18 protein-coding genes are annotated in these 20,119 nt (G+C 70.1%); 7 read left to right on the top strand and 11 right to left on the bottom strand.

All coding sequences use genetic code 11. The features are described 5' to 3' along the window. Positions 1–3 precede the first annotated feature (3 nt). The 7 genes from AB0L53_RS40620 to aceB all read right to left on the bottom strand — a co-directional run bounded on the left by AB0L53_RS40620 (position 4) and on the right by aceB (position 7,343). Positions 4–216, bottom strand: coding sequence for a DUF2277 domain-containing protein (locus AB0L53_RS40620; protein ID WP_225290696.1), 213 nt, complete (start codon positions 214–216; stop codon positions 4–6). A 4-nt stretch (positions 217–220) separates the two neighbouring features. After that, a complete protein-coding gene (locus tag AB0L53_RS40615; protein ID WP_357656073.1) occupies positions 221–958 on the bottom strand; it encodes an IclR family transcriptional regulator in 738 nt (245 codons plus the stop codon). 19 nt (positions 959–977) lie between these two features. Beyond that, positions 978–1,730: an IclR family transcriptional regulator gene (locus tag AB0L53_RS40610; protein WP_364006175.1), complete on the bottom strand. Its 753-nt coding sequence runs from the start codon at positions 1,728–1,730 to the stop codon at positions 978–980. A 19-nt stretch (positions 1,731–1,749) separates the two neighbouring features. Continuing rightward, complete coding sequence (locus tag AB0L53_RS40605) at positions 1,750–2,967, bottom strand: heterodisulfide reductase-related iron-sulfur binding cluster (RefSeq protein ID WP_364006172.1); 1,218 nt, start codon at positions 2,965–2,967, stop codon at positions 1,750–1,752. 27 nt (positions 2,968–2,994) lie between these two features. Continuing rightward, positions 2,995–4,182 (bottom strand): FAD-binding oxidoreductase, encoded by a 1,188-nt coding sequence (locus tag AB0L53_RS40600; protein WP_364006169.1) that lies wholly within the window; start codon positions 4,180–4,182, stop codon positions 2,995–2,997. Then, complete coding sequence (locus AB0L53_RS40595; RefSeq protein ID WP_364006167.1) at positions 4,182–5,633, bottom strand: FAD-linked oxidase C-terminal domain-containing protein; 1,452 nt, start codon at positions 5,631–5,633, stop codon at positions 4,182–4,184. Before AB0L53_RS40595 ends, AB0L53_RS40600 begins: the two co-directional genes overlap by 1 nt. 132 nt (positions 5,634–5,765) lie before the next feature. Further along, positions 5,766–7,343 (bottom strand): malate synthase A, encoded by a 1,578-nt coding sequence (gene aceB / locus AB0L53_RS40590; protein ID WP_364006164.1) that lies wholly within the window; start codon positions 7,341–7,343, stop codon positions 5,766–5,768. A gap of 155 nt (positions 7,344–7,498) precedes the next feature. Here aceB and AB0L53_RS40585 point away from each other — a divergent pair, with 155 nt between their 5' ends. From AB0L53_RS40585 to AB0L53_RS40560, 6 genes are all read left to right on the top strand, one after another. Beyond that, complete coding sequence (locus tag AB0L53_RS40585) at positions 7,499–8,188, top strand: DUF4097 family beta strand repeat-containing protein (RefSeq protein WP_364006161.1); 690 nt, start codon at positions 7,499–7,501, stop codon at positions 8,186–8,188. Positions 8,189–8,271: 83 nt separating this feature from the next. Beyond that, positions 8,272–9,684: a GTPase HflX gene (gene hflX, locus AB0L53_RS40580; protein ID WP_364006433.1), complete on the top strand. Its 1,413-nt coding sequence runs from the start codon at positions 8,272–8,274 to the stop codon at positions 9,682–9,684. A 452-nt stretch (positions 9,685–10,136) separates the two neighbouring features. Beyond that, positions 10,137–11,345 carry an amidohydrolase family protein gene (locus AB0L53_RS40575; RefSeq protein ID WP_225290705.1) on the top strand — a complete coding sequence of 403 codons (1,209 nt, stop codon included), beginning with the start codon at positions 10,137–10,139 and terminating at the stop codon, positions 11,343–11,345. A 13-nt stretch (positions 11,346–11,358) separates the two neighbouring features. Continuing rightward, positions 11,359–12,171 (top strand): DegV family protein, encoded by an 813-nt coding sequence (locus tag AB0L53_RS40570; protein WP_364006158.1) that lies wholly within the window; start codon positions 11,359–11,361, stop codon positions 12,169–12,171. A 219-nt stretch (positions 12,172–12,390) separates the two neighbouring features. After that, the gene (locus AB0L53_RS40565) at positions 12,391–13,224 is read left to right on the top strand and encodes a ComEA family DNA-binding protein (protein ID WP_364006155.1); all 834 of its coding nucleotides are present in this window, start codon (positions 12,391–12,393) and stop codon (positions 13,222–13,224) included. 1 nt (position 13,225) lies between these two features. Continuing rightward, positions 13,226–15,934, top strand: a complete 2,709-nt coding sequence (locus tag AB0L53_RS40560; protein WP_364006152.1) for a ComEC/Rec2 family competence protein — start codon at positions 13,226–13,228, stop codon at positions 15,932–15,934. Positions 15,935–16,270: 336 nt separating this feature from the next. Here the strand turns inward: AB0L53_RS40560 and AB0L53_RS40555 are convergent, their stop codons facing one another. The 4 genes from AB0L53_RS40555 to AB0L53_RS40540 form a co-directional block, all read right to left on the bottom strand. Beyond that, the gene (locus AB0L53_RS40555) at positions 16,271–17,161 is read right to left on the bottom strand and encodes a hypothetical protein (protein WP_364006149.1); all 891 of its coding nucleotides are present in this window, start codon (positions 17,159–17,161) and stop codon (positions 16,271–16,273) included. Further along, positions 17,158–17,436 (bottom strand): hypothetical protein, encoded by a 279-nt coding sequence (locus AB0L53_RS40550; protein WP_364006146.1) that lies wholly within the window; start codon positions 17,434–17,436, stop codon positions 17,158–17,160. The genes AB0L53_RS40555 and AB0L53_RS40550 overlap by 4 nt, the downstream gene beginning before the upstream one ends. Before the next feature lie 302 nt (positions 17,437–17,738). Beyond that, positions 17,739–18,566, bottom strand: a complete 828-nt coding sequence (locus AB0L53_RS40545) for a helix-turn-helix transcriptional regulator (protein WP_358436026.1) — start codon at positions 18,564–18,566, stop codon at positions 17,739–17,741. Positions 18,567–18,782: 216 nt separating this feature from the next. Next, positions 18,783–19,340, bottom strand: a complete 558-nt coding sequence (locus AB0L53_RS40540) for a hypothetical protein (RefSeq protein ID WP_364006144.1) — start codon at positions 19,338–19,340, stop codon at positions 18,783–18,785. 73 nt (positions 19,341–19,413) lie between these two features. Between AB0L53_RS40540 and AB0L53_RS40535 the strand changes: the two genes are divergently transcribed. Next, a complete protein-coding gene (locus AB0L53_RS40535; protein WP_364006141.1) occupies positions 19,414–20,109 on the top strand; it encodes an alpha/beta hydrolase in 696 nt (231 codons plus the stop codon). The last annotated feature ends 10 nt before the right edge of the window (positions 20,110–20,119 follow it).

Below are 20,119 nucleotides of genomic sequence, written 5' to 3'. Positions count from 1 at the left end.
GTGTCAACGCCCTCCGCGCACCTGCAGCGCCGCGAGCAACTCCTCCGACGCCTTGGTGATCGTCTCGACCGCCCGGTCGAACGCCTCGGCGTTGTGCGCGGCGGGCGCGCGGAACCCGGAGATCTTGCGTACGTACTGGAGCGCCGCCGCCCTTACGTCGTCTTCCGTCACGTCCTCGGTGTACGGCGGGCGCAGGGTCTTGATGCTTCTACACATGCCGTCAACGGTAATAGCCGATGCGCTGGCTTATCTCCCTCGCGCCCTCGGCCAGGAGCGCCCCGACTTCGGGCAGCCGCTCGGGCGTGAGCCGATAGGACGGCCCTGAGACGCTCACCGCGGCCACCACCGAGCCGTCGCTGCCCCTGATCGGCGCGGCCACCGCGTTCAGGCCCACCTCCAGCTCCTCCACCGTGGTGGCCCAGCCGCGCTCCCTGATCTCGGCCAGCCCCAGCCGCCCGGCCTCGGTGAGCGTCGAGGGCGTGTAACGCGCCGGCTCGGCGGGCAGCCGCAGCGCCCCGAACGCCAGCAGCACCTTGCCGCTGGAGGTGGCGTGCGAAGGGGTGCGCTGGCCCACCCAGTTGTGCCCGCTGATCGCGGCGGGGCCGCGGACCTGGCTGATGTTCACCGCGTCGCCGTCCTGGGGCACCGCGATGTTGACGGTCTCGCCGACGGTCTCGGCCAGGCGCAGGCACACCGGGCGGCTCTCCTTCGACAGGTCCAGCTGCGCGGTGGCCGCGCCCGCCAGCCGTACGACGCCGAATCCCAGGCGGTAGCGGCCGCGGTCACCGCTCTGCTCCACCAGTCCGCCCTGTTCCAGCGCGGCCAGCAGCCGGAAGGCCGTGGACTTGTGCACGTCGAGCTGGACGGCGAGGTCCGTCACCCGCGTCGCGCCCTCGCGCGCCAGGATCTCCAGGATGGCGATGGCCCGATCGACCGACTGAACGGACGTGTTGCTCATAGCGCAACAGACTAATGCTTCAGCTCCCGCCGGCCATCGGGCTGAGCTCGGCGCCGAAGTCCAGCGCGAGCCTTCGCATGGCCCCGGCCAGCTCCTCCCGGTCGAGGGCGTCGATCCGCTCCGCCGGGCCCGAGACCGACATGGCGGCCACCACCCGGTTCCCGTCGTGCACGGGCACGGCCAGGCAGTGCACGCCGAGCTCCTCCTCGCCCAGGTCCATGGCGTAACCGCGGTCCCTGACCAGGCCGAGCTCGGTGAGCATGCCGTCGGTGTCGGTGATCGTGTTGGGGGTGCGGCGCGGCATGCCGGTCCGTACGAACACCGCGACCGCCTCCTCCGCCGGCCGCCCGGCCAGCAGCACCTTGCCCACAGCCGTGCTGTGCGGCAGCACCCGCCGCCCGACCTCCGCGAACATCCGCAGCCTGCGCGGCGACGGCACCTGCGCCACATAGACGATGAAGTCGCCCTCCAGCACCGCCAGGTTCGCCGTCTCTCCCGACAGCGACACCAGCTTCGACAGATACGGCCGCGCCCACACCCCGACCATGCTCTCGGCGATGCCGCCCAGCCGCACCAGCCCGCCGCCCAGCGCGTAGCGCCGGTCCGACTCCTGGCGTACGTAGCCGCGGGCCAGAAGCGTCTGCAGCAGCCGGTGGATCGTCCCGAACGGCAGCCCGGTCTTGGCCGCGATCTCCGACAGCCCCGCCTCGCCACCGTGCTCGGCCAGCGCCTCCAGCACGTCGAGCGCCCGCTCGACAGACTGCACGCTCACCCGCCCAACCCCCGTCCGGTCAAAGAGAAACCCCGCGCAGCGACGCGTCCAGCACCTCGGCCGTGTGCGCCACCCTGATCTCCGCGCCGCCGCGCCGCATCGCGGCGGCTATCTGCATCGTGCAGCCCGGATTGGCCGACACCAGCAGCTCCGCGCCCGTCGAGGCCACCGACCTGGCCTTCCGGTCGCCCAGGTCGCGGGCCGCCTCGGGCTGGAAGATGTTGTACGTCCCCGCCGAGCCGCAGCAGATGGCCGACTCCGGCACCTCGCGCAGGTCCAGCCCCGGGATCGCCTTCAGCAGTTCGCGCGGCTGGGCCCGGATCCCCTGCGCGTGGGCCAGGTGGCAGGCGTCGTGATAGGCCACCGTGACGGGCAGGGGATGCCGGTCCGCCACCGGTCCCAGCTCGACGAGGTATTCGGACAGGTCCAGCACGCGGAACCCCGGCTCGCTGCCCAGCAGCTGGCCGTACTCCTTCATCGACGACCCGCACCCGGCCGCGTTGACCACGACCGTGTCCACGCCGGCCTTGGTGAACGTCCTGACCGTGCGCCGCGCGAGCCGCCTGGCCTGCTCCTCGCGCCCCGAATGCACGCTGAGCGCCCCGCAGCAGCCCTGGCCGGGCGGGATGACCACGTCGCAGCCCTCCAGCGCGAGCACCCGCGCGGTGGCCGCGTTGACCTGGGGGAAGAACTCGCCCTGCACGCACCCGGTCAGCATGCCGACCACGGCCCGGCGCGGCCCCCTGGCCCGGACCAGCCGCGGTATCCGCTGCCTGCGCTCCACCCGGGGTGTCAGCCTCGCCATCGCTCCGAGGCTGGGATGCACCCGCTCCAGGAATGGCGCCATCCGCTCGGCCAGCCCCAGCCCGGGGCGCAGCAGCCGCAGCCGGCGCGGGTAGGGGAACAGGCTGAACACGATCTCCCTGACCGCCCGCTCGCGCGGCTCGCGCACGTGGACCCGCTCGACCTCGGCCCGCGTCTGCTCGATCAGCCGGTCGTACTGGACGCCCGACGGGCAGGCGGTGACGCACGCCATGCAGCCGAGGCAGGCGTCGAAGTGCCCGGCCATCTCCGGTGTCACCGGGGTGCCCTCGACGTGCTGTTTCATCAGGTGGATCCGGCCGCGCGGCGAGTCCATCTCCTCGCCCCACAGCGTGTACGTCGGGCAGGTGGGCAGGCAGAATCCGCAGTGCACGCAGTCGTTGATCAGCTTGGGGTCGATGCCGCCGGACGTCATGCCAGATGCCTCCTGGTTACCGCTCACTCAGATGCCGCCGATGAACCGGCCGGGAGACATCCGGCGCTCCGGGTCGAACCGCTCCTTGACCCGCCGCATCAGCGGCAGCGCGCTCACCGGCCCCCAGCGGTCCACGCTCTCGTACGGCGCGGCCAGCACGGTCACCCGGCCGCCCAGCGGCGTCAAGCGCTCCCGCAGGCCGGACACGACACCCGCGAAGTCCGCAGGCGGTTCAGCCGTGGGCTGGAGCCAGACCCGGCCCGCGACGGGCGAGCCGCGGAGCGAGAGCCCGGTGTCGCGTACCTCCGCCAGGACGTCGCTCGTCCGCGCGGGCGGGAACCGCAACTCGATCAGGAGCTCGTCGTCGCTGATCAGACCCCACCAGGCGGGTGCCTCGTCCGTGACGGCGCCCGCGCCGATGGCCTCGCGCAGCGCCTCGGCCCGTTGCCCGGCGGCCGAGCCCTCGACCAGCACGGCCAGCGTGATCGGCGCGTCCCCGCCGGGCCAGTCGAGCTCGACCGCGCTCGGCTCGGCCTGTGCGGCGGCCAGCATCGCGGTCACCTCCTGAACGTGCCGCTGGGCGAGCTCGGTCACGACATAGCGGCGGTCGGCGGGCAGCGGGTGCAGCCGGAACGTGGCTTCGGCGATGACGCCCAGGGTGCCGTACGAGCCGGTGAACAGTTTGCCCAGGTCGTAGCCCGCGACGTTCTTGACCACCCGGCCGCCCGACTTGGCCACGGTCCCGTCCGGCAGTACGACGGTGATGCCGATGAGCAGGTCGCGGGCCGTACCGTAGCGGAAGGCGCGCGGCCCGGCCGTCGCGGCGGCCAGCGTGCCGCCGACCGTGGCGCCTTCGGCGAACGGCACGTCCAGCGCCAGCTCCTGCCCCTGCTCGGCGAGCGCGTCGGCCAGCGCGTCCATCGTCACCCCGGCCTGGGTCTTGACCACGAGGTCGCCCGCGGCGTGCTCGACGACCTCGTTCAGGCAGCACAGGTCGAGCAGGACGTCACACCGCTCGGGCGGGTGGCCCCAGTGCAGCTTGGTGCCGCCGCCCACGGGCACGACCGCCAGGCCGGCCCCGGTGCAGGCGCGCAGCACGGCCGAGATCTCCTCGACCGACTCGGGCAGGGCCACCACATCCGCTCGCACGCCGCCCACGACGTCGTCCGGCCCGGCCTCCCTGACCGTCACGCCGGTCTTCTCCAGCCCGTCCATCAGAACTGCTCCGCCTGCCCCGAGGCGACCAGGGGGTGGACGCCCTTGCGCACCCCCGGCACCTCCCCGCACAGCCGCGGCGTGGGGAACACCTTGCCCGGATTCGACAGGCCCTTCGGGTCGAAGGCGCAGCGGACGAGCTGCATGGTGTCGAGATCGTCCGCGGAGAACATCCTCGGCATGTACTTCGCCTTGTCCACGCCCACCCCGTGCTCACCGGTGATCGACCCGCCGTGCTCGATGCACAAGTCGAGGATGGCACCCGAGACCGTCTCGGCCCGTTCGCCCGCCCCCGGCTCCGCGTCGTCGAACAGCACCAGCGGGTGCAGGTTGCCGTCGCCCGCGTGGAAGACGTTGGCCACCCTGATCCCGTACTCCTCCGACAGCCGGTCGATGGCGGCCAGCACCTTCGGCAGCGAGGTGCGGGGCACCACGCCGTCCTGCACGATGTAGGCGGGGCTGATGCGGCCGACGGCCGCGAACGCCGACTTGCGGCCCTTCCAGATCGCCGCCCGCTCGGCCGGATCGTCGGCCGTGCGCAGCTCGAACGCCCCCGAGCAGATCTCCTGCAGCCGGGCGAACTGCCGGACGACCTCCCGCTCCGGCCCGTCGAGCTCCACGATCAGCACCGCGCCCGCGCCCTCGGGATAGGAGCAGGCCACCGCCGCCTCGGCCGCCTCGATGGCCAGCGCGTCCATCATCTCGATCGCCGCGGGCACGATGCCGGCGCCGACGATGGCCGACACCGCCTGCCCGCCCTGCTCGATGCTCTCGAACGCGGCCAGCACCGTGGTGACGGCCTCCGGGGCGCGGCTCAGCCGTACCGTGATCTTGGTGGCGATGCCCAGCGTGCCCTCCGAGCCGATGAACGCGCCGAGCAGGTCGTAGCCGGGGTCCATCCGGTCGAGGGTCACCAGGTCGCCGTCGGGGGTGACGATCTCGCAGGCTTCGATGTGGTTGACCGTGAAGCCGTATTTGAGGCAGTGGGCGCCGCCGGAGTTCTCCGCCACGTTGCCGCCGATCGAGCAGACCTGCTGGCTGGAGGGATCGGGGGCGTAGTAATAGCCCTGGTCGCGGACCGCCTCGGTGATCGCCAGGTTGGTGACGCCCGGCTCGACGACGGCCCGGCGGTTGGGCAGGTCGATCTCCAGGACGCGGCGCATCTTGGAGGTGACGATCAGCACGCCGTCCTGGCGGGGGAGCGCCCCGCCGGACAGGCCGGTGCCGGAGCCGCGGGCCACGAACGGGACCCCGAAGTCGTTGCAGGCGCGGACCACCCCGGAGATCTGCTCGGCCGTCTCGGGCAGTACGACGACGCCCGGGGTGGCTCGGTGGTAGGTCAGGCCGTCGCACTCGTAGGTGCGCAGGCGTACCGGGTCCGTGATCACCGAGTCGGCGGGCAGCAGCGCGCGCAGCGCGGCCGTCAGCTCGTCGAGCGGCTTGTCGACCATGACGCCCCCCTTCTGTCGGCCATCCTTGGTCCTACCCGGCTCTCGGCCATCCTTGGTCATACCCGGTCAATCGCACTACCTTTCCGGATATATCCGGCGGCGACCCGCCGGATATATCCGGAAATTTCGTGATTACGGCATGCGGGCATACGCGGGCAGCGTCAGGAACTCGGCGAAGTCGTCGTCCAGCGCGACCTCCTTGAACAGCGCCGTGGCCTGCGCGTACAGCAGCTCGTCGTAACCCGGCTCGGCCGCGATCTTCGCCAGCTCCTCCGCGATGATCCGCTCGACCAGCTCCTTCGTCACCGTCGCGCCCGTGTCGGCCAGCGTGATGTCGTTGTGGATCCACTGCCAGATCTGCGAGCGGGAGATCTCCGCCGTGGCCGCGTCCTCCATGAGGTTGTGGATCGCCACCGCGCCGAGCCCGCCCATCCAGGCGGCCAGGTAGCGCAGCGCCACGTCCACGTTGCCGCGCAGCCCGGCCTCGGTGATGTCACCCGGCGTCTCGGAGACCGACAGCAGATCGGCGGCCGAGACCGAGACCTCCTCGCGCGTCCTGTCGAGCTGGTTGGGCCGCGAGCCCAGCACGCCGTCGAACACCTCGCGGCAGATCGGCACCAGGTCGGGGTGCGCGACCCAGGAGCCGTCGAAGCCGTCGCCCGACTCGCGCGTCTTGTCGGCCCGCACCTTCTCCAGCGCCGTCGCGTTGACCTCGGCGTCACGCCGCGAGGGGATGAACGCCGCCATCCCCCCGATCGCGTGCGCGCCCCGCTTGTGGCAGGTCCGGACGAGCAACTCGGTGTAAGCGCGCATGAACGGCGCGGTCATGGTGACCGCGTTGCGCTCGGGCAGCAGGAACTCCCGGCCCCGGGTGCGGAACTTCTTGATCACGCTGAACAGGTAGTCCCAGCGGCCCGCGTTGAGCCCGGCCGAGTGGTCGCGCAGCTCGTAGAGGATCTCCTCCATCTCGAACGCCGCCGGGTACGTCTCGATCAGCACGGTCGCCCTGATCGTCCCCTGGGGGATCCCCAGCAGGTCCTGGGCGCGGACGAACACCTGGTTCCAGAGCCGCGCCTCCAGGTGCGACTCCATCTTCGGCAAGTAGAAGTACGGGCCGCGCCCCTTGTCCAGCTGCGGCTGGGCGCAGTGGAAGAAGTAGAGCCCGAAGTCGAACAGCGAGGCCGACACCGGCCGCCCGTCCACCAGGGCGTGCTTCTCGTCGAGATGCCAGCCGCGCGGCCGGACCACGATCGTGGCCAGCTCGGCGTCGGGCTTGAGCGCGTACGTCTTGCCGCCGGTCTCGAAGTCGATCGTCCGGTCGAGCGCGGCGCGCAGGTTGAGGTGGCCGCTGACGCAGTTGGCCCAGAGCGGGGAGTTGGCGTCCTCGAAGTCGGCGAGCCAGACCTTGGCCCCCGAGTTGAGCGCGTTGATCGTCATCTTGCGGTCGACCGGGCCGGTGATCTCGACCCGGCGGTCCTCCAGCCCCGGGGCCGGCGGCGCGACGCTCCAGTCGCTCTCCCTGACCCCCTTGGTCTCCGGCAGGAAGTCGAGCCGGCCGCCCGCCGACAGCTCCGCCTGCCGTACGCGCCGGGCTTCCAGCAACTCCTGGCGGGTCGCGTCGAACTCCCGCTGCAGGCTCTCCACGAAGGCGAGCGCCTCCGGCGTGAGGACCTCGTCGAAGCGGTCGAGCATCGGGCCGGTGATCTCCATGCGCCCCTTCTTCCATGATGTGGAAAATTGGTTCTGGATTATGGAAGTGAAGCTACTTCATGGGTGGTCCCCGGTTCAAGGTGGGGGTCCCCTGGGGGAGGGTCAGGGGGAAACCCCGATGTACGGCATCCCCTGTGGACGCGAGGATCTGTCTCATGAAGACGATCGTGATCGCGGGTGGCCTCCTCGCCTCGGCATTACTGCTGACGGGCTGCGGGCTGAAGGACCTGGCCGGCCCGACCAACCAGGACACCGTCACGTACCAGGTCACGGACAAGATCGCCAAGCTGCAGCTCAAGAGCGGCTCGGGCGACACCGTGCTCACCGAGTACGACGGCGCCGCAGTGCGGGTCACCGAGACCCTCCAGTGGCGCAACGAGAAGCCGAAGGCCGAGCACAAGGTCGACGGCGACACGCTCTCCGTGTTCTACAGCTGCCCCAAGGGCTGGGACAGCTGCAGCGTCGACTACAAGATCGAGGTCCCCAAGGGCCTTCAGATCGACGCCGACGCGGGCTCGGGCGACCTCACCATGAGGCAGCTGACCGGGCAGATCGAGGCCAACGCCGGCTCGGGGGACGTGGACGCCAGCGGTCTCGGGACCAAGAAGATCTACGCCGAGGCCGGCTCCGGGAGCATCGACCTGAAGTTCGCCGTCGTGCCCGACAGCGTCGAACTGCAGAGCGGCTCCGGCGACGCCACCCTGCGGGTTCCGGCCGGTGCCTATGATGTGAAGACCCAGGTCGGATCGGGCGACGTGCAGGTCTCGGTCGACAAGGACCCGGCTTCTCCGCACAAGGTCTCGCTGACCACGGGCTCGGGAGACATAAGCGTGTTGCCGGGATAACCAGGTGATGGCATGAGGGATGTCATGTCACCATCGGGGAAGACACTCCGGTGTTCAGACGTTGCCTATTAGAGATGACACGAATGCACGAATACTCCGCGCTTGACGAGTTCGAGACCGGCGAGATGGACCTTGAGGAGCGCCAGGCACTGCGCCGCGTGGCGGGCCTCTCCACCGAACTCCAGGATGTCTCCGAGGTCGAATACCGGCAGCTGCGGCTCGAACGGGTCGTCCTGGTCGGCGTCTGGACCTCAGGCACGGCGGAGGACGCTGAAAACTCCCTTCTTGAGCTGAAGCTCCTGGCCGAAACGGCCGGTTCGGAGGTCCTCGAGGGCCTCATCCAGCGCCGCCAGAAGCCCGACCCCGCCACGTACATCGGATCGGGCAAGGCGCTCGAGCTCCGCGACGTGGTCGAGTCGACCGGCGCCGACACCGTGATCTGCGACGGCGAGCTCGCCCCTGGCCAGCTCCGCCAGCTGGAGGAGACGGTCAAGGTGAAGGTCATCGACCGCACCGCGCTGATCCTCGACATCTTCGCGCAGCACGCCAAGAGCCGTGAGGGCAAGGCTCAGGTCGAACTGGCCCAGCTCAGCTACCTGCTGCCCCGCCTGCGTGGCTGGGGTGGCAACCTGTCCCGGCAGGTCGGCGGACGCGCCGCGGGCGGCGTCGGCATCGGCGGCCGTGGCCCCGGTGAGACCAAGATCGAGCTCGACCGGCGCCGCATCCGCGAGCGCATGGCCAAGCTGCGTCGCCAGATCAGCGGCATGTCCACCTCGCGTGACACCATGCGCCACCGGCGCAGTCGCCGGGAGGTCCCGGCCGTCGCGATCGCGGGTTACACCAACGCCGGCAAGTCCTCGCTGCTCAACCGCGTCACCGGCGCCGGTGTGCTGGTGGAGGACGCCCTGTTCGCCACCCTGGATCCGACCGTACGCCGGGCGCACACGCCCGACGGCAGGCTGTTCACGATCGCCGACACGGTCGGCTTCGTGCGCCACCTGCCGCACCAGCTGGTCGAGGCGTTCCGCTCCACGCTGGAGGAGGTGGCCGACGCCGACCTGATCCTGCACGTGGTCGACGGCGCTCACCCCGACCCCGAGGGCCAGCTCGCCGCCGTGCGCGAGGTCTTCGCGGACATCGAGGGCGCCTTGGACATTCCCGAGATCGTAGTGATCAACAAGGCCGATGCCGCCGACCAGGAGGTGCTGGACCGCATCGCCAGGCGAGAGCGCGACAGCATCGTGGTCTCGGCGCGCACCGGTGCCGGCATCGCCGAGCTGATGGCGCTCATCGAGCGCGAGCTGCCCAGGCTCGACCACGAGGTCATGCTGCTCGTGCCGTACGACCGGGGTGACCTGATCTCGCGGGCCCACAAGGAGGGCGAGGTGCTCTCGGTGGACCACGTCGCGGAGGGCACGGTCCTGCACGCGCGCGTGCTCCCGAGTCTGTTCCAGGAGCTGGAGCGGGCCGGCAAGCCGGTCGAACGCGTCTCCTAGCGGTCGTATCGGGCAGCTCTTGGTGGTTGCGGGGGGCCAGAACCCCCAAAATCACTGCGGAGCTGCCCAAAGGCGGCAGTGGTCCCTGAACGCTGGGATTGCTAGGATAAGCCGAGTCTTACGACACTAATGGCACGGGTTTCAGATGATCGCTGCTGCGAGTCAGGTCGCGTGCGGGGGCCACAGGGGATCGATGGGGCTGAGTGGCGGTTGGGATGAGTGGGCTTCTTTCCGAATAACCCTGTACAGCAAGCCCACCTGTGAAATAACGTAACTGAACTGAAATCGCCGGATCATGAGTCTGGCGATACGGTCACCGCACAGCCATACGCGGATGAGATCAGGAGACCCCCCATGTCGTCCGGACCCGGAGCCGACTCAGTGGGCGCGGCGGCAGCCGTGCGCTGCTGGGCACTGTGCTCAGCTGGGGGATCCCGCGGGGCGGTGATGCGGTGACCGTTCGGCTCCTGACCAACATCGGCCGCCTCTGGACCGGCAACGAGGTCCTCAGCAACGCGGCCATCCTTGTGCACAACGACCGGATCGCGTGGGTCGGGCGAGCGCCCGATCTGCCGCAGAGCGTGCCCGGCGTTGTCGACGACATCGTCGACGTGGACCACGTCGAAAACCTGGGCGGCGCGCTCGTCACGCCCGGCCTCATCGACGCGCACACCCACCCCGTCTACGCGGGCAACCGCTACGCCGAGCTGGCGATCCGCACCGGCGGGTCCACCTCCTCGGCGATCACCGCGGCGGGCGGCGGCGTGGGCTCGACCGTCACCGTGACCCGCGGCACCGACCCGTGGACCCTGTGCAACGGCGTCCGCGAGCGGCTGCGCGGCTGGCTGCTCAGCGGCACCACGACCGTCGAGGCCAAGACCGGCTACCACCTCACCCGCGACGGCGAGCTCGCCGACGTGCGGCTCCTGCGCGAGCTGGAGAAGGAGCCGATGATGCCGCGGGTGCACGTCACCTTCCTCGCGGCACAGGTGGTGCCGCCGGAATACTTCGGCCGGCAGCGCGAATACGTCGAGGCCGTGGGCGCCTGGTGCGCCGACGCGGCCGCCGCCGGCGCTGACAGCGTGGACGTCTACTGCGACGAGGGCCACTTCACCACCGAGGAGTCCCGCTGGGTGCTCGCCTCGGGCCGCAACGTCGGCCTGCTGCCGCGCATCCACGCCGGCCTCTACAGCCGCCGCGGCGCCGTTCAACTGGCCGCCGAGCTCGGCTGCGCCTCCGCCGACGGGCTGCACCACATGTCCGAAGAGGACATCGCGATCATGTCCCGCTACGGCGTGCCCGCCGTGGTCTGCCCCGCGACGGCACTCCAGCGCGGCCACCTGCCGCCGGTCCGCCAGATGATCAAGCACGGTGTGCAGATCGCGCTCGGCAGCGACCACAACCCCGGCTACTGCGGCATCACCTCGATGTCCCTGGTCATCGCGATGGCGGTGTCGGCGTTCGGGATGAGCGTCAACGACGCGCTGCGGGCGGCCACGCTCGGCGGCGCCACCGTGCTGGGCGCGCCCGACCGCGGCGTGCTGGCTCCCGGTCGCCTCGCCGACATCGTCCAGTGGGATGCCGACCACGAGGGCGCCTTCGCCTGGTCCTTCGGCCTCAAGCCGCGCCGGGTCTGGCGGGGTGGCACCCCGGTTCAGTAGTTGATCTCGGACTATGCCGCCATCGGTGTTCGTGGTCACGGATTCAACCGCTTACCTGCCTCCGGTGCCTGGTGTCGCTGTCGTACCCGTACAGGTGACTTCCGGCGGTCTTTCGTACGACGAGGACTCCTTCACCGGTGACCTGTCGTCGGCGACGACGTCCAGACCCGCACCCGCGCGCTTCGCCGCGTGCTACTCGTCACTGGCGGCCGACGGAGCTTCGGCCGTGGTCTCAATACACCTTTCCGGCGATTTTTCCGGCACAGCCTCCGCCGCCCTGCTGGCCGCCAAGGAGTCGCCGATACCGGTAGAGGTCATTGACAGCCGCTCGATCGCCATGGGCCTCGGCTACCCCGTCCTCGCCGCCGCCCGTACGGCCGCGGACGGGGGAACGCCGACGGACGTGGCAGCGGCGGCCCGGCGGTGCGCCTTACGGACCCGGACGTACTTCTACGCCGACACGCTGGAATACCTGCGGCGAGGCGGCCGAGTCGGGACGGCGGCCTCGCTGGTGGGCTCGGCACTGCTGATCAAGCCGTTACTGCACCTGGTGGATGGGCGGGTCTCGCTGCTGGAGAAGGTACGGACCGCGACCAGGGCCATCGGTCGGCTGGAGGACCTGGCGGTTGCCGCGGCGGCGGGCAAGGCGGAGGTGCGGGTCGCCGTACAGCACCTGGGGGCGCTGGGACGGGCGGAGGGGCTGGCCGAACGGCTGGCCAAGCGGCTGCCTGGGGTGGTGGAGATGCGGGTGGTGGAGGTCGGGGCGGTCGTCGGGGTCCATGTGGGTCCCGGGATGCTGGGGCTGACGGTCACCTCGGCCGACTAGGGCGGTGTCGCCGAACGTTCGCCGGGTATCCGTTTCTTCCGTTCCCCCGTACGGGGTTTCCTCCATAGGGACACCAGCCACAACGGACCGTCGCAGGGATTGAGACGGTCGTCTGACGGCCCACTTCTTCGTCCACAGGACCGCCTACCGTGGCTCGGTTATCCCCAGAACCTCGTTCACCCGCCTGCGACCCCCTGCCGGTCTCGTACGTTCGCTGGCGTGCGCAACCACGATGCGACAGCCGAGCGGACCATCGCCGAGTCCCGCCTACGGTCGCTCACCAACCCCAGCCTGCCCGGCGGCGCACTCCATCGCCCACACGACCCGCCTCCGCAGCCCGGCCGAGCTCTTCCCGAGGCGCCCGTCCGGCCAGGACCAGTCCTGCGCGAGGCGGCCCAGAGGCCGAGCCGAATGATGGCCCCGATCCCGCCCTCGTTCGAGGCCTTTCGCCAGGCCGTCACCACCAAGCCACCCGCCTCGCTCGACCCCGGCAGGCCGGGCCTGCGCATCCTGATAGCCCTGGCCGTTCTGACCGCGGTGGTGGCAGGCGTGATCGCGTGGCGCTCCCAACCCACCCCAGAACCCCTCCCCGCCCCATCCCCCAGCCCGCCGGGACCCGCCACCCCTTCTCCCACGGCCAAGGTGACCGTCCACGTCACCGGCAAAGTACGCAAGCCGGGCCTCTACACCCTCGCCATGGGCGCCAGGGTGGCCGACGCGGTGACGGCCGCAGGAGGTCCCGTCCGCAGCACCGCCATGTCCTCGGTCAACCTGGCCAGACGCCTGGTGGACGGCGAACAGATCGTCGTAGGTGCCCCACCAGGCTTCGCACCCGGCCTCGCCTCAGCCGACCCCGCCACCACGACCCTCGACCTCAATTCGGCCACCCCCGACCAACTCGAACAACTCCCCGGCGTGGGCGAGGTCCTGGCGGCCCGCATCGCCGACTTCCGTACCGCGCACGGCGGCTTCACCAGCGTCGACCAGTTGCGCGAGGTCAGTGGCATCGGCGCGAAGAAATTCGAGGAGATCAAGGGAAAGGTCCGCGTCTGACATGCCCCACGGCCTCCCCTCCTCGCCTCACTCCTGGTCCCTGGCCCTGCCCGCCCTCGCCACCTGGGCCGCCACCCTCACCCTCCTGAACTTCTCGCCGACCACGAGCCTGATCGTCTCCGCTGTGGCCACCGTGGCCGCGCTCCTGACCGCCCTGAACTTCTCGCCGACCACGAGCCTGATCGTCTCCGCCGTAGCCACCGTGTCCGCGTTCGTGACCCTCCCCAGGCGTTCCCGCGTTCTCCAAGCGGGCTCACTCACTGGGTTCGTGTCCGGTCGCACTTCCTCGGGAGCGGTTCAGGGGTCCGTCCGGCGGCTCTGGCGCAACGTGGCCATCGCGACCCTCACCTGCCTCGCCGCGACCTCAGCCTCAGTGGCCCTGCGCGTCCACGCCGTGAGCACAGGCCCGGTGGCTGACCTGGCAACCCGTGGAGCACAGGTCACCGCCCAGATCACCCTCACCGACGATCCGAAGATCAGACGCCACCGAGGCGGACGCTTCACCCAGGACCGCATCGTCGTCCCCGCCACTCTGACCGTCCTCCAAACTCCAGACAGCCTAGGATCGCCGCTTCGGCGAGGTGCGGCCGGCAGAGCAATCGCGGTGAACACCCCTGTCGTCGTCTTCGCCCAGGGCCCCGAGTGGAGCAGCCTCCTCCCGAGCCAGAGTCTGGAAGTAGCCGCTCGCCTGGCACCGGCAACCCCAGGCGACCTGATCGGCGCCGTCCTCCTCGTACGAGGGTCACCACGCGTCCTCACCTCCCCGTCATGGATCCAGGCAGCGGCAGGCACCCTCAGGGCAGGTCTACGGACGGCCGCAGACGTACTCCCGGCAGACCAGCGCGGCCTCCTCCCAGGCTTGGTCGTGGGCGACGTCTCCCGCATGGACCCACAACTCACCGCCGACCTCAACGAAGCAGGCCTGAGCCACCTGAACGCGGTAAGTGGCGCGAACCTCGCGATCGTGGCAAGCGTCGTCCTGGCCCTCTCCCGCCTGGCCGGCCTCCCGCTCGCCCTGAGAGCCGTCCTCGCCGCCATCGCGATGCTCGCCTTCGCCGTGGTGGCCAGACCCTCGCCCAGCGTCCTGCGAGCCCTGCTCATGGGTATGACCGCCGCCATAGCCCTGGGCACCGGCCGAACCAAGGACGGCGTGGCGGCCCTGTCCGCGTCGATCCTGCTGCTCATCCTGTTCGACCCCGAACTGGCTCATTCGTACGGCTTCGCCCTGTCCGTGTTCGCGACCGCCGGAATCCTCCTCCTGGCTCCCCGCTGGCGAGCCCACCTCATTGGCCCCGACCCGGAAGAAACCCCCACCCACGACGACTCCGACGCCGAGAGCCGTACCCCCACCCGGGCCGACGACGCCAGGCGTCACAGCGACTCGGCACTCCACAGTGCCGACACACTCCACATCGTTCTCGAGTCCCAGGCGCCGCCCTCTGCCCTGGTTCGCTCACCGCCCGGGCGAGGTCGGCGCCGTCTGCGGCTGCCTCGGTGGGCGGCGGAGGCGGTGGCCGTGTCCGCGGCGGCGCAGGTCGCTGTGACGCCGGTTCTCGTGCTGATGTCCGGCCAGCTGACCCTGGTGGCCATACCCGCCAACCTCCTGGCGGGCCCGGCAGTGGCACCGGCGACCATCCTCGGGTTCGTCGCCGCGCTGGTAGCTCCCCTCTGGCCGCAGGCAGCTCAGTGGCTGGTCATCCCGGCCGGGTACGCCGTGGGCTGGATCATCCTGGTCGCCCAGTGGGCCGTGAGCATGCCACTCGCCACGCTCCCATGGCCGGGCGGTCTTCCGGGACTCGGGCTTCTGATGGTCGCCGTGGCCGTGATGATCCCCGTGCTCAGACGTCGTACCTGGAGAACGGCGGCCCTCACTATGACCGCCGTGGCACTCGTGGTCGCGCTCGTGGTTCGCCCCATGGCCAAGCCCTGGCCACCCCCGAACTGGCTCATGGTGGTCTGTGACGTCGGTCAGGGCGACGGCATGGTGCTGGCGGCCGGTCCCGGTCGTGGCATCGTCGTCGACACCGGCCCGGACCCCGTCGTCATGGACCGCTGCCTGCGCAGGCTGGACGTACGCGACGTACCCCTGCTGCTCCTCACCCACCCGCACGCCGACCACGTGGACGGGCTCCCCGGCGTACTCAGGAACAGGCGTGTCGGCGCGGTCATCGTCAGCCCGCAACGCGTCGCCCCGCAGGAGAGCAACCGCATCGCGACCATCCTCGCCCGCCACCGGATCCCCGAGTGGACACCTCCCTCGGGCAGCCGCTGGCAACTGGGCCCGTCCGAGATGACCATCCTCGCCCCCGACCCGGCCCAGGGTGACGCCGAGGGGCAGGGGGAAGGCAGCTTGATCAACAACTCCAGCATCGTGGCGCGCGTACGCTGGCGAGCAGGCTCGGCCCTCCTGAGCGGCGACATCGAAACCGAGGCTCAAGACGCGCTGCTACGGCGCCTCGCCCCGCGAGCGGACATACTCAAGGTCCCGCACCACGGCTCGCGGCGACTGGACCCGGCCTTCTTCGCGTCCGTAGGCGCTCGCGCGGCGCTGATCAGCGTAGGAGCCGACAACGACTACGGCCATCCCGCTCCGTCCACGATCGCGCTCCTGCACCGTCTCGGCGCCCGCGTCTACCGAACCGACCGCTCGGGCGACCTGGCGGTCATCGACCAGGACGGACAACTGGCGGTGGTCGCCCGTGGCCCGTAGCCGGCACCGGTCCGTTCCAGTCTGCCGTTCTGCGGACGCTGGAACGGGATGGGACGCAGTACTGCGTCACCTGACCTGGACGAGGGCAAGGCGAACGGCGTCGCCCCCAACCTCGTGAAGAGGCGCCCGCCCAGGCGAAGGGCGCTCGCCCCCCTCCCGGCGGGCGCCCCTTGTCTGGGCGGGCGCCTCCGGCGCGGGCTCAGCACGTAACAAGGCTCAGCGCATTAGCAGCTCAGCGCATACAGGGCTCAGCATGTCAGTGGCTCGGTACGTCGGTGGCTCAGCACGTCAGTGGATCGGTACGTCAGCGGCTCAGCAGGTGAGTGGCTCAGCACGTCACAGTGATTGCCGGTACGCGAGCCATGTCCTTCCCGCGCCCGCCGTCCTGGCCCGGAACTCGCGCCTCTCCTCCGGCCCGTACCGAGCCTTGTAGGTGCGGAATCGCGTCCACAGCGCGGCCAGCCCGATCACCGCGTCCGGCGGCGCGGACGACCACGACGGTACGCGGGACAGCAGTTCGTCCACCTCTGCTGGGGTGTGTCCGGCTTCGACGAGGTGGGGGGCGAGCATGGCCGCGTCGATCCAGGCCGCGCCCCGAGCGGAGAACGACCAGTCGATCGCGTACACGCGCCCTTGTGAAATGAGCATGTTGTTCGAGCCGAGGTCGTAGTGGAGCAGCGTGTTGCCGCGAAGGTCGCGCGGTTCGAAGCGTTCGATCGCGGTGTCGTACAGGTCGCGGTCCGCCGGGATGCCCTTGTCGCGCAGGTGGGAGTGCTTGGCAAGGAGCGGCAGGATGTTGTCGATGACCGGCGCCGCTCCCCGGGGGCAGGGTGTGAGCAGGGCGCCGAGCAGGGAGACCGTGTCCAGGACGGCGGGCAGGTCGGGGGAGCCGGGCGTCAGGTCGACGTGGCGGCTGTTGTCGTTGATGTACTCGAACACGGCCACCAGCCACCCATCCTGCTGCCCTCGCCACAGCAGGTGCGGTGCGGGAGTCTCGTCGGGCAGCACGTTCGCCGTCCAGGACTCCGTACGGTGTGCCTTGGCAGCGGGCCCGGATGCCTCGACGGCCTTGATGAACACGCTGTGATTCTCGGTCTGTAACCGGGCCGAGATGCCGGGCATGGTGCCTTCGCCGGCGGGCTCCGCCTTGATGACCGAGCCGCCGCATTCGAGTTCTACCGTTTCGCGCACGCTCGCCGGGAGGTCTTCCCATTGCTGCCGGGTCATCGTAATCCTCCATTTCCGGAGACGTCGGCGCAGCCCGAGTACCACTGGCCGCGTCTGCCGTCTGAGATCCGCAGTTCGGCGTCGAGCGGGGGAGCGGGGGTGCGCATGGTTCGTGCGATGGCGCCGACTTGCTCGGCCGTGGGGCGGAGCGCTGCCCCGGCCAGGTCGTCGGTGCCGTGGTCGCGTGCGACTCGCCCGACCGACTGATCGAGCGGGCCCTGGTTGATGAGGGCGCACGGGTGGGTCAGGGCTGGCGGGTCCAGCAGGGGGATCATTGCCGTGCTCCAGCTATGGGGGGACACGCGGAGATTGTCCGCGGGTGGCGCGGGTGGGTGTGTGGTGGTGTCCGCGGGTATCGCGATTGGACGTGCGGAGATGTTCACAGGTAATGCGGGCCGGTGTGCGGAGGTGTCCGCAGGTGAGGTGGTGGGGGACACAGCGACTTCCTCACGGAGGTGGTGCTTGCTTGCGGCGGCCGGGGTTTGGAGGTCCGGGAGCCTTCCGGCCGCCGCGAAGTGGTCCGCCTCGAAGGTACGAATCAGCGTTGTGGCCGCTCAAGTAAGTTTCGAAAAGTTTCTTAAAGATCTGGGCGAGCCGCGTCGATACAAGACAGCGCGAGCGGCCCGTAGACGGCCACTTCAGCCAGTGCGGTGAACGCCTTTTCGTAGACGGCGACGTCGTCCGGTTTCTTGATCCGGAACTGCGCGGCCACGCCGTCGACCCGGACCTCGGTGGCGTCGTACAGCCAGAAGTTCTCCGGCGGCATGACGGGTGGTTTGCGGCTGTACGGCAGGATGCCGAGGCTGACGTAGGGATTGTCCCGGGTGTAGGTGGCCAGCCGGTCGAGCTGGGCGTTCATCCCGGCGGGGTTCACCATGGGGGTGCGCAGCGTCTGCTCGCCGAGTACGAACACGAAGCGCCGTACGCCCCCGAGCGACTGCTGCTGCGCCATGCGCGCCGCCACGGCTCGGTCCAGGTCATCGGTTATGCCGCGGAAAGAGATGATCGTGGACAGATGGGCGCGGGCGTACGCCTCGGTCTGTAGCAGGCCGGGCACGGTGGAGTGCTGCCACACGCGTAATCGGGTCGTGCGCTCGTACAGCGGGATGAACGCCTCCTGGACCTGGCCCAGTCCATTCCGCTCCAGGCGGCGCCATTCGGTGTAGAGCGTGTCGATATGGCGGGCGGCGGCGAGCAGGTCGGGTATTTCGTGTTCGGCTCCGCAGGCGGTGGCCCAGGCGCGGATATCGTCGTCGCTCGGGACCTGCTGGCCGTTCTCGATTTTCGAGATGCGGGACTTGCGTCCGCGCCACCCCATGGCCTCGGCCAGGCGGTCGCCGGTCATTCGCCGGCCGCCATCGGTGTGGGCGGTGCGCAAATCCTTTAGCCTGATGGCGAGCGACATTCGCGCTTCCATGATTGTGCTGTGACTTGTCATGGGCCACCTCAGCTCGGGTGATGGAGTTTGCTTCGAAGCTACGCCCGGGTTCGGCCCCCGTCTGTAGGGTTTCTTGAAAATCATGGAGAAACCATTGAGTACGTTTCGGACGGATGTGACCGTTGCTTTCGGCGAAACAGCAGCGACTCAGGTCATGCCGGCCAAATCGGCGGCCCGCAAGCCTCACCGCGCGCGGAGCAGGTCGAGGAAGGCGGTGAAGGCCGCATCGGTGCGGGCGGTGTCGCCGGTGGCGTCGGTGTCCATGAGGAGCCCGCGGACAACGGCGAGCGCGGTGGTGGCCAGTGCGGGTGCCGCCGCGCCATGGTGGGCGCGCAACCCCTGTTCCAGGACCGCGAGCCAGTCGGTGGTCGCGGCCCTGCGGAAGTCGGGCCACAGGGCCTGCCCGTCGGGCGTGTTGTGGACGGTGCCGAACAGGCGCAGGTAGGGCGCGCCCTCAGGGCCGCTCAGCACCCGCCAGGCTCGGGCGAGGGTCTCCTCGTACGGTTCGTCCCTTGGCGCGAGCGCTTTTCCGAAGAAGCCGAGCTGTCGTCGCCGGGCCTCGTCGAGCACTTCACGTAGGAGCCGTTCGCGAGTGCCGAAGTGGTAGATCAGCATGCGCGCCGTGGTGCCGACGGCTTCGGCGAGCGGGGTCAGGCTGGTGGGCAAGCCGCGAGCCAGGACGTGGTCGGTGCAGGCGTCGAGGAGCGACCTTCTGATGTCGGGCTGTGGCTTGCGTCCCATGACCTTCCTTTGACGTAATGCTCGTTACGCATATTATCGTGCCCAATCGATAGGGAAGATCCGGGAGGTCACGGTGCGGGTGGTGTTCGTTCACGGGGCGTGTGTACGTGACGGGGCATGGTGGTGGCACCGGGCCGCCGACGAGCTGGAGGCGCGCGGCGTCCGCAGCTCCGCTCCGCCGCTGCCGAGTTGCGGGGAGACGGGGCACATGCCCAGCGGGAAAGGGCCGACGCTGGAGGACGACGTGGCGGCCGTGCGCGAACGGCTGGCGGCGGACAACCAGCCGACGATCGTGGTCAGCCACAGCTATGGCGGTGTTGTGGCGAGCGCCGCGGCGATAGAGCTGCCCCAGGTGCGCCATCTGGTGTACATCGCAAGTTTCCTCCCGGAGGTGGGCGAGAGCCTGGCATCGTTCGGTGACGGGACGCCCGCGCCGCACCTGGACTTCGGCCCTGACGGCACCTTCGGCGTGCGCGCCGAGCTCGCCACGCGGACTTTCCTGCAAGACTGCGACCAGGAGGCGGTGGAGCAGGCGCACGCGCGCTTGGTACGGCAGAGCGCTGCCGTCATCACCGCGCCGGTCCAGGCCGCGGCTTGGAAACAGATCCCGTCCACCTACGTCGTGTGCGCGCAGGACAACGGCACTCCTCCGGCGTCGCAGCGCGCCCAGGCCAAGCGGGCCAGCCGCGTGGTCGAGATGGCCACGGGGCATCACCCCTTCCTGGCCCAGCCGGATGTCGTCGCCGGGCTCGTCCTCGATCTGACCTGAGCCGGGCTCG

This window comes from Nonomuraea sp. NPDC052129, assembly GCF_040680095.1.
Taxonomy (GTDB): domain Bacteria; phylum Actinomycetota; class Actinomycetes; order Streptosporangiales; family Streptosporangiaceae; genus Nonomuraea.
The sequence above is the reverse complement of the archived record's forward strand: the minus strand, read 5'-3'. Positions and strand labels throughout refer to the sequence as shown.